Source organism: Rhodococcus sp. KB6, assembly GCF_001445685.1.
In the GTDB taxonomy this organism is placed as follows: domain Bacteria; phylum Actinomycetota; class Actinomycetes; order Mycobacteriales; family Mycobacteriaceae; genus Rhodococcus_F; species Rhodococcus_F qingshengii.
In genome coordinates this window covers 15,046-29,102 of the sequence record NZ_LNAK01000019.1, presented here as the reverse complement: position 1 = coordinate 29,102, position 14,057 = coordinate 15,046, and the positions used below count along the sequence as shown (strand labels likewise).

Below are 14,057 nucleotides of genomic sequence, written 5' to 3'. Positions count from 1 at the left end.
TCGACTGCGTCGCGGCGGAACTCTTCGGAGTAATTTTTCTTTGCCATCGGGTTAGATCTTCTCGCTTTCCCTGGTCTGAGACCAGGATCAAGCGTGTCCAACCCGCGGGGTCAAGGCCCGCATCACGAAAACATTGATTCGAAAACACTGTGACGTGTACTGATCTACCCTGCTCCGCTCGTTCCAGGAGGATCCAGTCTGATCCGAGTTGCCAGTTCCTCGCGTGCACAGACTGGTGTCAGTTTCAGAAGTCGACAGCACACGTTCACAAGTGGAGTACACCCGATCGGCTGTGGTTCGCCGGAGTGAATCACGTGATCGAGGCTGTTCGATGATTGCTCGGTCCGGTTTCAGGAGCGCCTTAGCAGTCTGGTCATCAGGCGCACACTTTGCCGTGCGGACAGCTCCGGCAAATACGCTTTGGTGATCGCACTGCCGATGCTCGCCAAGGCCGCTGGATCGGGGAACGCCATGTACAGGGGGCTGTAGTCGGGTTGGAATTTGGATTTGAACGCGAGCAACGACCGAAATCCGTACACCGGTTCCAGCGTCCGCCCGAGCAGGCCCAGCGTCCGATCCATGACTCCGGTCGGTTGGTCGGCCTCTGCGGCGGTTGTGGCGTTGGCCAGAGGGGCACCGGACAGGCTGAGGAACTGCGCGCCTTCGCTTTTGGTCATCATTGCCGCGGAGGCGATCAAGAACTCGACAGCGGGCCGAAAGCCATCGGCACGTCTGCGCATGAAGTCCATCGTCCACCCCACTGCGAGTCCGTCGCGATAGACGGGCATCCACGAGGTGATCGCGTGTATGGTCCGGTGCTCGTCCACAGCGATGAGGCATCGGACCTCATGGTCGTCGAGTTCGTCGAGTCCGCCGAGGGTGAACCCCATCTCGGGCATGCCCTTGTCTGCTACCCATTCTTCGGAGATGGCCGCGATCTGGTCGGTAATCGCAAACGGGGCGTCGGGGTAGGACACCCACTCGGCGTGCACTCCGGCTTTGTGCGCACTGTTGAGGGATGTGCGCACATCCTGAAACTTCTTTCCGGTAAATGCCAGCGTCGATAGATTCAGGACCGCCTCCTGGGCGACCTGCACACTCGACCAGCCCAATTTGTCAGTGACCGAACGTACCTCGGCCGACACCGAGTACAGGCAAGGTGTCCACCCGTTGTCGACACAGAAGTCTGCGAATCGAACGACCGATTCGCGAACGCTACACGGCGGGCACACGGGGCTGCCGCTGGTGATCGCAACACGACCGATTACCCGATAGGCGATGAAGCCGGTTCCTGCCTCGTCGAACCAGTACTGATTGCCCCGCCATGTGGTCATCCAGGACAACGATCCACCGCCAGTCGACCGCAGAATATCCCGGGCGCGCAGCACATCACCGGACTCGACAGTGCCCGCTGGTTTGAGGAATGTTCTGAACATGGCAAAGGTCAGAACCAACCAGAACACCACTCCCGTCCACTCGAACAGCACGGTCCCCGGAGTGCTGGTGGGTAGGAGCCGTGGGTCGAGCCATTGGAGGTCCACCGGCGGGATGAGACGGTTCGGAAATTCCGCGATGAGTGTGGTGAACGAGGCAGCAGGATCGAATCCAGTTGCGAACAGCAGACCACCCCCCACGAAGAGCACGAACAGACTCGCCACTGTCAGTACCGCTGTGTACCCGAACCGGCGGTAAGACCCTGCAGGCGCGGTGGCGTCGAACAGTCTCCGAGACCACAACAACAACGCCAAGATGGCGATCGGGGTCAACACCGGAATCGCCGACCTGGCGATCTGGGAGGACTCTTCCAATCCGTAGAACACCGAACCCGGTGTGACGCTGTCGATGTACCGCAACACCACATTGAGCACAGCCAATCCGATCAGTACGCCTTGAGAGATCACTGCCGCCCACCACGCGCCGCGCCGACCACGCCGCACACCGTCCGCGACCGCCAGCACGAACACGGTCGGCATGATAGCCAGCATTGTGGGACCGACCCCGGAAAGCCGCAGCGCAGCAAGACCTTCCCGGCACTCTTGCGGATCTCCTCCCGCTGCACACAGAGCGCGGACGTCCCCGACGGTGGCCTGCGAGCCGCCGAAAACATCCTTGAGCCCGGCGAACGGACCGATCGCATTCGGCGACAGTGCTGCGAGGATGGGGCCGATCGCACTGGCAGCCAACACGAGTGCCACCAACAGACGACCCTCACGTTGAGTGCCCGCCATCGGTCGGCCCTGCGCCGGCCGACCGAGCAGCAGCGTGCCTACGATCAGCCCGACCAACGCAGCCATGAGCCGGATGACATCTTGTAGGTGGCCACCGAACAGAACCAGGGTGATCAACAAGGTCGCCGTCATCACCCGTATCCGCCACCGCCACAAGGTGCTCATCGCTACCGTTGCGGCCATGACGACACCGACGATCCAGGTGGTAGGACCGACCGCGACACCGCTGTGCAATGTCGATGCCCACCGCAGACCGACGTGCTCTGTGATCGAGGTGAACAGCACCCCGAGTGCGGTGCCGCCCAGCTGTGTCAGCACAGCGGCCGCTACCAACGTGGGCGTGCCCAGACGTCTCTCGAGCGGTGCAGCGGCGAACAACACCATCACCGTCGCAAGAAGGTACCCCGCCGTGCTCGGTGCCCACAGACCAGCCGAGAGCAGTGTCCACACTCGGCCCTGATGCAGTGACTCGGTCCCGACACCGACGAAGGTCAACACCGCTTGGCTCGGGCCGCGACTCACACTCGATGTCGCAATCGCCGCCACCCACATCATGAGGACGAACAGTGCGCTGGCCGGGGCACGAACGATGTTCTCGCGCAGGAACGACCCGGCTGAGGATGTGTACCGGGGTAGCGCCCGCGCGGCGGACTCGGCGGCGGCCACCGAATGCAGCAGCCGCTCCCTGACCCCTGCTGTGTGCAGTACCGTTTGTCTCACGATCTCAGGCCCTCCTCGTTGCGGACGCGCACAAGTGGTCCTCGTACGGTTGCGAGTGTGTCGCCGAAGCTGGCCCGGTCCTGCAAAATTTTCGAATCTTGAGACCGGCCACGGGTACTCGTCACCGGGCGAGTTCCTCTGGTCCGGGACAGCAGCTCCGTTGTCACGGCGTCAAACCCAACCGGGTTCCCACCCAGGGCAACGACTGCGACAGCCCCCACACACTCCAGCTGTGTCCTCCCGGAATTTCGAGATACCGCACAATCTATCCCCCGCGGCGGTGGTTGCGGACACTATTCGCTGAGCCTGCGGGCCGTCCACGCGGTCCGCGCTACCTGCGACGATGGTGCCGGCCGTGTCGGGTAATCGTGTGCGACCGCAACGACCGAAAGCACCTTCATACGCAACGAGCCGGACGCAGTAGCGTCATCGCCAACGCCGCTGCGCCGAGCGAGCCTGGCCCACAGCACCGTAACCACAGGGAGAGGTTCAGGAAACGGCTTCCAGAGCACGTCGACCGAAACCGTCAAGACCGCCGCCCCGATGATCAACGCCACCGGCAACCGTCGACGCCTTACCGGCCCCATGCTGTCCCGGCACCTGCGTGCCCGTGGTCAGAACACTCGTGGTGGGGCAAATCGAAGGGATCGATGCGTGCGAGTCGAGAAACCGTACGACACTCACGCTGGGTCGGAAAGGAGCTCGCCGTTGGCTTTCTGCGGTTCCCCGGTCCGTCGATGGGTCGGGGCAGGGAGAGTGTCGACGGGGCGTTTGCGTATACGGATCACCTCTACGACGACGAAACCGACGAGAACGATCAACAGCACAGCGGAGGTCCATTGGGTTCCCCACCCCAATCCGCCGTGATCGGAGGGCTTGCTCAGGAAGTCGCCACCGGTAGCACCGAGGGGGCGGGTGAGAACGAACGCGATCCAGAACAAGACGATGCCGTTGATGGAGGTGAAATAGTGTGCGGCAAGCAAGCCAGCCATCACCGCGAGCAGGATAAGTGCGCTGTCACGGAAACCCAACCCAATACTGTCTGCGAGGAAGTCACCACTCGAGGTACCGAGACTGTTGGAAAACAGGATCGCGACCCAGTACAGAGCTTCGCCGCGGGCAGTGGCGATGTTCTCCACGTCGAGAGTTTGTCCGCTGCGCCACCACAACAGAAACACCACCGTCAGACCCGTAGTCAGCAGGACGGCTCCGCCGGTGTACCCCAGTCCGCCGGTACGGTTGAGCAGATCCGACAACGTCGTGCCCGCGGTGCTGGTCAACGCGATGACAGTCCAGAACAGGGCCGGGTGGTAGCGCCGGGCCCGCAGCTGGAAGATCACCGCGATCAGGAACAGTGCAGCGAAGACGGCGGTAGCCACGAGGTACCCCACATGCAGGGTCTGGGCGAGCAAGTCCCCACCGGTCTCTCCGAGCGTGGTGGCAAGAATCTTCACCATCCAGAACGATGCTGTGATGTGTGGAAGTTTGCGCGCGACGCGCAGCGCGGATCGGTCTGTCGTGGTCTGATCGTCTGAAGCGGTCATCGTATTCCTTATCCAGTCGCGGAGTTTGCCTACCGGTGCGGGGCACCCGGCAGGAGGTGAAACGTGCCCACCGCTCGCGCGTCAGATCAGAGACTGGCATCTGTTTGTTGAAGAATCGCTGAAAACGCGTATTCGCTACAGCGGGAGCCGGATCTCGAACCGTCTCCCGGGCCGATGCACTCGACACCGCGACCGACAGTGTCGGAACCGATGCTGCACACAGAGGATGATCCCGGACCTTCGATGGCCGGCAATGCCGACGACGAGCAAGGGCGCGTGTTCATCACCATGTTGCACGCCGAGATCGAGTGACTTCGGCGTGGATCTAGAGCGCTGAGAAGATTTCTCGGACGGACTGGGAGGTGGGCCGAACCTCCTCTCGCCGTTGGTATGCCGACGATGCGCGCAGCCAACGCCGGGTTCTCTACGAACTCCATCGCCAGCTCGACTCCCTGCCGAATCGATTTCCGGGGGTATTAGGGCCGCGGACCGGGCCGCCGAGCCGGATTCTCTCAGCTCTCCACAGGGATTCTTCAGGAGCAGGCACGCAGAGTCGACGCTGAACCGCACGCAGTCCCATGTGCCTCCGACAACCGAAGGAATCCTCGTGAACGTCAAGAACAAGATCGTTGCGGTCGCCGCCGTCGTGCTGGCCGGAGCATCGATCGGAGGCGGCATCGCCGCCGCGCATACCCTCGAACAGCCAGCGGCCTCGCACGACAGCGTCGTCGATACTCCGGACGCGGGTGACACCCCGGATGCACCGGGCACAGTCGATGTACCCGAGGCGGGTGACACCCCGGATGCGCCGGGCACAGTGGACGTTCCTGAAGCCGGGGACACCTCGGACGCACCGGGCGCAGCCGACAAGCCAGAAGCAGGAGACACACCCGACGCACCCGGCTCGGTGGACCTGCCCGAGCCCGGTGACATCGCCGACGCACCAGGGCAGTAGATCCGCAGCTTCACCGCAGCGTCCGTCAGCCCTCAGCCGACGGGCGTGGCTCCCTCCTCATCCCAACACTGTTGCACACGAGTGAGTTTCAGTGTTCTTCAATGTCGTCCGTGCACGATCGAAAATGTAGCGAATCACTTCTGGCAGTAGATACACGCATGCTCGCACCGGCCCTTCCGCCGCCACCGGTCCACAGCTCCGATCGGCAGATTTCGCCTCGCGAAGTATCGATCTGGAAGCTACTCGCAGTGGCTGCTGGTCGAACGCCGCCGCATCGGTACCCGGTTCCGAGGTGCCGAATCTGGTGGCTGCCTTCAATTCCGGTTGGAAGCTGAACGATGTTGTCGGCGGCTATTTCTCGAACGGTGTGGCGCTGAAGAGCTTGTAGGACGGCCAGGCCTCGGCGGTGGTCGACGACTCGGGGCACCTGAGCGTCATCGACTGGACGGGCGGTGCGGCAGGGGACCCGCACATCGTGTCCGTGCGGCGGAATTTGCCGCTGATCGTGGACCACGGTTCGATCGCGGCGAGTTGCACTCGAATGACGACAGCAGGGGGAGATCAGCCTGGCGGTGTTAGCTATCTCGGAGCGGTTCCGGCAGATTCCGAGGGAGCTGCCTGTACGACTCACCACTCGCCGCAGCCACTTAGTGGGGGACATTTCCAGTAGGAGACGGGGCGGTGGGTCACTGGTCTCATCTCGCCGAATCCCAGAGCGAGGCGGCGCCCCCAACCCTCTGAAATTTTGGGGGCACCGCCTACTAGCGGCTCATCCTCAGTGAGTTCGACGAACCAGTGCCGACGCTACTGAGCTCTTTCTGAAAGAACGCTGAATGTGGAGGCTGTGGTTCCGATGCGCACCGAAAATTGCTCGAGAACTGGGGAGATCTTCAGCGAAGCTTCAGGCTCGCGCGCGCAGGATGAAAGAAGGCATCGGGGCAGTGAGGAACAGTGATGGTTGTCCTGCGAACGAGAGAGCAGTCGGGTGGGGTTGCGCGACCGCGGGCGGGTCGGATCCGCCGGGCCGCGAGGATGACGGGCATCGTTTTCGCAGTGACGCTCGTGCTGCTGTCGATGTCCTACGGCAGGGCGTTGCTCGCGCCCGGATATGCCACATGGGCGGACAAGACCTCGACCTGGATCAGAGACATCGGCGGCGGACGCCTTCTCGATGCCTACGAGAATTGGCGATTTGCAACACCGCCGAGCGACAGTCAACCCGACCTGCATCAGTACGTTGCCCCAGTTGGGATTGCGGGTGGCACCGATACGACGGCCATTCACCTACCGGTGCTTCCGTCGGCCCCTGGGCAAAGCACACCGGTGTGGACCCCCGGGCGTGCGGACGTCCACGGGGTCACCACGTCGTACACGTCGGTCTTTCAACCCGATCCTGAACATCGAAGTGTCGTGGCCGGCGTCGCGCTCGTTGCATATGCCGCGGTGAGCGCGCACCTTGTGCCCGGCACGAGCCAGCCCGGTGGTGATGCCCCGGGCGATGCGCACGTGCCAGCCGGTGACATCCCGAGTTTGGTGGCGGTGTTCAACTCGGGATTCAAGATGAACGATATCGAGGGCGGTTTCTACCTCGATGGCACCGCGTATCGGCCACTGCGTGATGGGCAGGCATCCGCCGTTGTAGACAGTGCCGGCCATCTGAGAGTCGAACAATGGGGCCGGGACGATGCAATGGGACCCTCGATCAGCGCAGTTCGTCAGAATCTCGCATTGATCGTCGATCACGGTGCGGCGGTGGAGGGCTTGGATGTCAACAGTGACAATCGGTGGGGCTCGGCGGAGAATCAGCTGCAGTACACCCAGCGCTCGGCCCTCGGAACTACTGCGTCCGGTGATCTGATCTACATCGCCGGTGGCGCGATGAACTTGTCGACTCTTGCCCGCGCATTGGTGGACGCCGGCGCTGTCACCGGTATGGAACTCGACATCCATTCCGGGATGACGATGTTCTCGTCGTGGGCGCCCGACACTTCGGGTATTTTGGCACCGACCACTCTGATGCCTGATATTCAACAACACCCGAATCGGTATCTGGCGCCGGACCGTCGCGACTTCTTCTACATCACGCTGTCGGAGCCGACTCCGCACCAGCCTTCGGTCCTGTCTCCATCCGTTCCTTCGATGACGACTGCGGCGAAATTCGACGGGTCGTGAACGCCATCCGCGATACCTACCACGGATGCCGATCGGCGAATTCAGCTCGGCGACGCCCACGCGGTGCACCACGGCGTGCTGTCGACATCGGGCTTCCGTCACCTCGATGTGACAGCGGTCTGCTGCCTTCCCTGTTCCGGTAGCTGTCTCACTTGTGGGTGTCAGCTCGGCGGCGATCGGTCGAGGGGGAGGGGTCCCGGCTGTCAGCGGTCCGCGTGGCTCTGTTCATGTTGCGTGGTCATGTCAGTGTCATCTACATCCCTTACAGTGGTCGCCGCGAACGGATGCCGGAACTGCAGGAGTGATCGTTTTGCTGGACATATCGCTGATCGACGGACCCGTTCGGATACTGATTCTCGCACTGGGATGGTCCGCGTTGGTGTGGCTGCTGCGCGGACGTGGACGACGGTGGTGGCTCGCTCGTGTGCCGTTGAGCTTAGGGATCGGTGTTGTTGCGGCGATCGCCTTGTCGGTGGGAGTGAACAAGATCTGGAAGCCGTTTCCGGACGCTGTTCCTGCTGTTGCACTGCTGTGGGTGGGGATTCTCTTCGCCGCCGGCTCGCTCGCACTGCTTCGCCGAACGTCGTGGGCGGTGAAAGTTCTCGCAATGGTCGCAGTCGGTGCGATAGCAGTCTGCGGCTTGGCGCAGGTCAATCAAGAGTTCGGAACATACCCGACCATGCGCGGCGTTCTCGGTGTCAGCCTTGCCGACGAAATCGACTTCGACAGCGTCCCCGGCCGCACCGAAAACCTTGTCACCGTGAATGCCGGTGCATCGCTCGGCGCAGTGTGGTCACCGCCGTCGGATATGCCAGAGGATGGTGTGGTCACTACCGTCGACATTGCGGGAACGGTCTCGGGATTCCGCGCCCGCGATGCCTGGATTTATCTTCCGCCGGCATACTTGGCCACCCCACGGGCGCAATTGCCGGTACTCGTGCTGGTGCCCGGCCAACCCGGAACTCCACGAGATTGGTTCGACGGTGGACGGTTGAACGAGGTGGCAGATGCCTACGCGCACGATCATTCAGGTTTGGCGCCTGTCGTCGTGGTGGCCGATTCACTGGGCGATCAATTCTCGCAACCTCTGTGCATGGACTCGCCCACCGCGAACGCCTTCACCTATCTCAGTGTCGACGTCCCCGCGTGGATCGAGACGAACTTACAAGTCGACCCCGATCACGGTCACTGGGCAGTCGGAGGATTCTCTGCGGGCGGAACGTGTGCGCTCGTGCTGGGGGTGAACGCGCCTACGGTCTATCCGACTTTCGTGGACATCACCGGAGAAGACGAACCCAGCCTCGGCTCGCGTGAGCTGACCGTGGATCGCGTGTTCGACGGAAACGGTGAGGCGTTCAGCAAATTCAACCCTCTCGATGTCCTCAACCGCGGAGACTTCAAGACCAGTACCGGCACAATCGTTGCGGGAGAGGAGGATCCGGACCTTCCCCAGGCTCGTCATGTGTTTGACGCGACGACCGCTGCCGGTATGGCCGTTCGGTATCTCGAACTTCCCGGCGGGCACTCGTGGTACGTGTGGGGGCCTGGGCTGGAACAGTCCCTTCCCTGGTTGGCGAGGCGTGTGGGTTTGACAGCCTGAACAATCCTGCGCCACGGGAGAAGCCCGCCCGACCTTCGGCACCCGGACGGGCTTCTGAGCAGGCGCGCATGCGTGTGAATGCGGAGCGCGACCGCCGTCGCCAACGATGCCAGTCTGCTCCTGAGAAAACCCTGAACGCGCAGCCGTGCAATCGATCAGCACCATCTCTGGAAAGTTCGACGTGGAACTCGCCTCACAGGGCTCCTGTGTACCGCCGACTGCGGGGTTACGCGCGTGCAGCGTGTGGTCGTCTACTGAAGTTCGGTCAACAATGCGGTGAGAGTTTGGGTTTCGTTAGTCGGATCGGGTGTGCTGGCCCGAACCGATTTGAGGACGCTGTCGATCCGGCCGTCGAGTGCACCCCAGGCAGTCGCGTCGAGCGGGCGCAGAGATGTTTCGTCGTCGTCCCATGCGGTTTCGAGGTCTTTGATCCGTGCAACCGCGCCGGTGTGGTCACCGGCTTGCACCTTTGTCAGCGTGTCCTGCGTGATGGTGCGGAAGTTGGCGATGTCTGTGGAAGGGAACACTGCGCTGACCTGCCCCGGCGTGAGGGTCGCGCTCGCCGCGGCCGTGCCGGTTTCCTCTTCGCTCGCCAGGGCCTCGTGCGGCTGGGCGGAGGCCCACACGAGCAGTGCACCGGCCGCGACGGCGACTGCGGCGTAGTAGCCGAGCATGATCCGTTCGCGTCCCCGAGGCGATGTGCCGGTCGGCGAGGGTGGGAGTTCGGGTTCGGTGACGACGTCGCGGCGGGTAGTCGTGAGATAGACGACCGTCGCCACAATCGCGAGAAGGAAAATAGCGCTCGTGAGAGCTGTACCTGCACCGAGACCACGATCGGTGGACGAGGACGCAACCCAGTCGCCGAGGTTGGCGCCGAGCGGGCGAGTCAGCACGTACGCGAGCCAGAAGGAGAGCACTGCGTTCGCGCCCAGCCGCCAGCCGATCACGATCAAGACGATCAACCCGGCAGGCAGCAGGACCGAGATGCCGGGCCCCCATCCGGTGATCTCGAGTGTCCAATCACCCGCGGCAGTGCCGAGGGCGAACGTGACCAGAACAGCAAGCCAGTAGAACAACTCCCGCGCCGGTGAGATGATGCTGTGAATCGACAAGGTCCCTTCACGGGCGAACCAGACACCGAAGACCACAGCCAGGGCCGCGGCGAAGACGCTCGTACTCACCGCGAGTGGCACACCCAGATCGTCGGTCAGGATGTCGGTGTAGAGCGTGCCGGCGACGCTGAGCACCACCACCGCCAGCCAGTAGACGAACGGTACGTAGCGGTTGAGGCGCAACTGCCACACCAGGACAACGGCAAGTATCACCGTGAAAATGAGGGCGGTCGTGTTCAGGCCTAGACCCAAGGTCATGTTGATCCAGTCGGCGACGCTTTCCCCGACAGTGGTGCACAGGATCTTGATGATCCAGAACCAGACCGTGATCTCGGGGACCTTACTCAGCATCACTCGCTGGGTCGTGGCAGCTTCAGATCTCGTTGTCTCACTCACAGATCCGACCGTAGAGAGACGATGCTGAAAACGCCCTGAGAGAGACCTCGCACCTATTCGTGCCGACAGTCTGCCCGGCCGGAAGGGCGCGATCGGCGTCCCATTCTCAGCGGCTCCACAGCTGCCGACTTCGATACTGATGGGGTGAAAGAAGTGGAGCCACATTCGCTGTCATTGGTATCGGCGGCGGGGCACGGTGCGTCGGTCCGTATGAACCTGGTCGGGAGGGCCCACGATTTGGTGTCCGGCATACATCAAGGCGCTGCAGCCGCGATCGCTCTGGCCGTGTTGGTCGGGGGAGTGGCGCTATTTTCGGGTGCCTCGCTTTGGCGGAGCCTGCCAGGAACTCGCCGCTCGGCCGGAACGGCGCTGATTTGCCTGCAGGGCGCCGGATTGGCGGCGGCGTTTGTCGCGCTGGCGTATCAGGTAAAAGCTGGAGACTGGTTGACCAGCGCGGACCCGGCGGTCTTGGGTTGGTTTACCGGGCACCGCTCGGACTGGGTGACCGGACCGGCTATCGCTGTTACCGACGCCGGCGGGCCGGTGGGCACCGTCGTCCTCGCGGTCGTGATCGGTGCGGTGCTGTCCCGGCGAGCCCGCTCGTCGATCCCCGCGCTGATTCTCATCGGGACGGTCGGTGGGGCTGCGCTGGTCTCGACCGTGACGAAATCCGTTGTCGGGCGGTCACGTCCCCCGATCGCGTCCCAGGTCCTGCTCGAGACGGACCATTCCTTTCCGTCCGGGCATGCGACGGGGGCGATGGCGTTGTTCATGACCGCCGCTCTCCTGCTCGGGTATGCCTGGTCTCCGGCCCGGCGGGCGTTGTTGCTGGTGACGGCCGCAGTCGTGGCGGTAGTGGTGTCGGTGACTCGCCTGTACCTCGGTGAACACTGGCTCAGCGATGTCATCGGCGGCATGCTCCTCGGCGGCCTCGCCGCGGTGATCGGCGGCGCGATCTACACGAGCTGGATGGCCCGCTCCCACGACCGGCGCTCCAGAGCCTTGGACGCGAGCAGCACTGCCCGGGACCGCAACAACCCGACGACGATGGGACAACCAGCATGAACGTGGCATTAGGGCCTGGAATATTGGACGCTTCGACACTGCTGGGCACCCTGGGGTTGCTCGGCGTCCTCGGCGCCGTCGTCATCGAAACGGGCCTGCTCGTCGGCTTCTTCCTGCCGGGCGACTCGTTGCTGTTCACTGCCGGAGTCTTCGCCGCGCAGCCGCATCCGTTCGCTCCACTGTGGTTGCTGCTGCTCACCATCCCGATCGCTGCGATCGTCGGCGATCAACTCGGCTTCCTGATCGGACGGAAGGCAGGGGCGGCAGTATTTCATCGGCCCAGTGCCAGACGGATCGGCCCGAAACAACTCGAGCAGTCGCGGCGGTTCTTCGACCGCTACGGCCCGCGCACAATTTTGTTGGCCCGCTTCGTCCCCGTCGCCCGCACGATCGCGCCGGTCATGGCCGGCGCATCGGGGATGAAGTACCGCACCTTCACCGTCTACAACGTCATCGGCGGCACCGTCTGGGGAATCGGGGTGCCGACACTGGGGTACCTGCTCGGCGGAATCGGATTCGTCCGTAGTCACATCGAAGTGATTCTGATAGTGATCGTGTTCCTCTCCGTCGCGCCGCTGCTGATCAACGCTCTGCGGTCACGACGGCAGAGAACAACCCAGCCGGCCGGCCAACAGGCCAACGTCTCGACCGCAGACAGCGACCTGTGACGGTGAACAGCGCGAATCCCCAATCGACAACCTGCTCGTCAACGCCTTCATATGGCCGTCGAGCTACCCGGCCGGAATGCGCGTTCTGTGACCGCGCTTAACCGTCAGATATTCGCCGATCGGATTGTTGTCATCGACGCCGCAGAGGACCGCGCGAGCGGATGATGACCGCATGAGGTCGGTACCCGAATGGCTCAGACCCTCGGTGTGGGGACTGGCGATCCGGTCTGCACTGGCTGCGGCCGGTGTCGTGACCATCGCCCTGGCGCTCGGGGCGGCGGCGTTGCTGTTCGTACTGGATCGGGCGCTGCTCTCGGCCCTCGACGACGCCGCGACCATCCGAGCCCAGGACATCACCACCAGCCTGCAGTCGGACTCACCCACAGACCTCGACAGTGAGTTGTTCGGCACCAATCAACGCATCGTCCTCGTCCAAGTCATCGATCCGACAGGGCAGGTCGTGCGGACATCGGACCCCGACCCCGGCGCCCCGGCGACCGACGCGCGCCCGCCCGCCGGTGGGCCGCCGGCGCGGGGACTGTCCGGGCCGACCGACCATGGGACAGATCTCCGGATCACCGCGCAGGGAGCCTCCAGCGGCGCAACCGATTACACCGTCCTCGTCGCGGTGAGCGCAGAATCGGTAGAAGCCACCGTCGCCACCGTAGGTGGGCTCCTCGCCCTCGGTGGCCCGGTCATCGCTCTCGTCGCCGCAGTAGCGACCTACACACTGGTACGGCGTTCGCTGCGATCGGTCGAACACATCCGCACCCAGGTCGCCGCCATCTCGAGTAACGACCTCGGTGAACGGATTCCCGTGCCCACGCCCCGCGACGAGATCACGGCGTTGGCCCGGACCATGAACGACATGCTCACCCGAATCGACGCCGGCCACACCGCGCAACGCCGATTCGTCGCAGACGCATCCCACGAGCTACGAAACCCATTGACCACCCTCACCCTTGCCTTGGAGCTGGCGGACGCCCGCCCAGAACTGCTCGATCACGAACTCGTACGCGAAACATTGCTACCCGAGGTCACACGCATGCATCTACTGGTCGACGACCTGCTGTTGCTCGCACGCGCCGACGAACACGGTCTACCCCTGCGTCTCGGCGACGTGGACCTCGACGACGTCGTGGACGCCGAAGTCCACCGCGCTCGCGGTGGGACCGAGAAGACGATCACGGCCGCGCTGAGCCCTGTGCGGATCTGCGGCGACCGCACTCAGCTCGAGCGAGTAGTGCGCAACCTCATCGACAACGCCATCCGATTTGCGGCACAGACCGTCCATGCGCAGGTAATGCAGTATGGGGACACCGCGCAGGTCATCGTTTCCGACGACGGCCCTGGCATCCCGCAGCCAGATCGGGACCGAGTCCTCGAACGGTTCGTGCGACTCGACAATTCCCGTGAACGCAACCTCGGCGGTTCGGGTCTCGGCTTGGCGATTGTTACGGAAATCGTTTCCGCCCACCGAGGTTCGGTACGGATCGGTGACAGCGGACAGGGCGGGTGTCAGGTCGTGGTCACACTTGCGGCGAGTCCGGTGACCCCGGCCGAGGAGTCCTGAACCGATACTCGGCGCGGCAGGGTG

At 63.4% G+C, this 14,057-nt stretch carries 10 protein-coding genes; 6 read left to right on the top strand and 4 right to left on the bottom strand.

Annotated features, from left to right (window positions below; translation table 11 throughout):
• Nucleotides 1-350 precede the first annotated feature (350 nt).
• The 3 genes from ASU23_RS03745 to ASU23_RS03735 all read right to left on the bottom strand — a co-directional run bounded on the left by ASU23_RS03745 (nucleotide 351) and on the right by ASU23_RS03735 (nucleotide 4,492).
• Nucleotides 351-2,948: a bifunctional lysylphosphatidylglycerol flippase/synthetase MprF gene (locus ASU23_RS03745; RefSeq protein WP_082661317.1), complete on the bottom strand. Its 2,598-nt coding sequence runs from the start codon at nucleotides 2,946-2,948 to the stop codon at nucleotides 351-353.
• A 293-nt stretch (nucleotides 2,949-3,241) separates the two neighbouring features.
• Nucleotides 3,242-3,535: a hypothetical protein gene (locus tag ASU23_RS03740; RefSeq protein WP_156423087.1), complete on the bottom strand. Its 294-nt coding sequence runs from the start codon at nucleotides 3,533-3,535 to the stop codon at nucleotides 3,242-3,244.
• 93 nt (nucleotides 3,536-3,628) lie between these two features.
• Entirely contained in the window at nucleotides 3,629-4,492 is an 864-nt protein-coding gene (locus ASU23_RS03735; protein WP_058037285.1) for a hypothetical protein, read from the bottom strand.
• Between the two features lie 607 nt (nucleotides 4,493-5,099).
• Between ASU23_RS03735 and ASU23_RS03730 the strand changes: the two genes are divergently transcribed.
• The 3 genes from ASU23_RS03730 to ASU23_RS03710 all read left to right on the top strand — a co-directional run bounded on the left by ASU23_RS03730 (nucleotide 5,100) and on the right by ASU23_RS03710 (nucleotide 9,219).
• Nucleotides 5,100-5,447, top strand: a complete 348-nt coding sequence (locus ASU23_RS03730; RefSeq protein ID WP_082661318.1) for a hypothetical protein — start codon at nucleotides 5,100-5,102, stop codon at nucleotides 5,445-5,447.
• Between the two features lie 1,053 nt (nucleotides 5,448-6,500).
• Entirely contained in the window at nucleotides 6,501-7,619 is a 1,119-nt protein-coding gene (locus ASU23_RS03715; RefSeq protein WP_172827002.1) for a phosphodiester glycosidase family protein, read from the top strand.
• A gap of 301 nt (nucleotides 7,620-7,920) precedes the next feature.
• Entirely contained in the window at nucleotides 7,921-9,219 is a 1,299-nt protein-coding gene (locus ASU23_RS03710; RefSeq protein WP_058037280.1) for an esterase family protein, read from the top strand.
• 251 nt (nucleotides 9,220-9,470) lie between these two features.
• Here the strand turns inward: ASU23_RS03710 and ASU23_RS03705 are convergent, their stop codons facing one another.
• Nucleotides 9,471-10,727: a hypothetical protein gene (locus ASU23_RS03705; protein WP_058037279.1), complete on the bottom strand. Its 1,257-nt coding sequence runs from the start codon at nucleotides 10,725-10,727 to the stop codon at nucleotides 9,471-9,473.
• A 144-nt stretch (nucleotides 10,728-10,871) separates the two neighbouring features.
• On the opposite strand from ASU23_RS03705, the gene ASU23_RS03700 reads away from it, so the two are divergent.
• The 3 genes from ASU23_RS03700 to ASU23_RS03690 all read left to right on the top strand — a co-directional run bounded on the left by ASU23_RS03700 (nucleotide 10,872) and on the right by ASU23_RS03690 (nucleotide 14,033).
• Nucleotides 10,872-11,792: a phosphatase PAP2 family protein gene (locus ASU23_RS03700; RefSeq protein WP_253741173.1), complete on the top strand. Its 921-nt coding sequence runs from the start codon at nucleotides 10,872-10,874 to the stop codon at nucleotides 11,790-11,792.
• The gene (locus ASU23_RS03695) at nucleotides 11,789-12,460 is read left to right on the top strand and encodes a DedA family protein (protein WP_058037278.1); all 672 of its coding nucleotides are present in this window, start codon (nucleotides 11,789-11,791) and stop codon (nucleotides 12,458-12,460) included. Before ASU23_RS03700 ends, ASU23_RS03695 begins: the two co-directional genes overlap by 4 nt.
• 172 nt (nucleotides 12,461-12,632) lie before the next feature.
• Complete coding sequence (locus ASU23_RS03690; RefSeq protein ID WP_058037277.1) at nucleotides 12,633-14,033, top strand: cell wall metabolism sensor histidine kinase WalK; 1,401 nt, start codon at nucleotides 12,633-12,635, stop codon at nucleotides 14,031-14,033.
• The last annotated feature ends 24 nt before the right edge of the window (nucleotides 14,034-14,057 follow it).

What these genes read in the sequence shown, in the direction of transcription:
- ASU23_RS03690 (WP_058037277.1), top strand. Translation starts at nt 12,633, where the DNA reads ATGAGGTCGGTACCCGAATGGCTCAGACCCTCGGTGTGGGGACTGGCG.
- ASU23_RS03740 (WP_156423087.1), bottom strand. Translation starts at nt 3,535, where the DNA reads ATGGGGCCGGTAAGGCGTCGACGGTTGCCGGTGGCGTTGATCATCGGG.
- ASU23_RS03695 (WP_058037278.1), top strand. Translation starts at nt 11,789, where the DNA reads ATGAACGTGGCATTAGGGCCTGGAATATTGGACGCTTCGACACTGCTG.
- ASU23_RS03735 (WP_058037285.1), bottom strand. Translation starts at nt 4,492, where the DNA reads ATGACCGCTTCAGACGATCAGACCACGACAGACCGATCCGCGCTGCGC.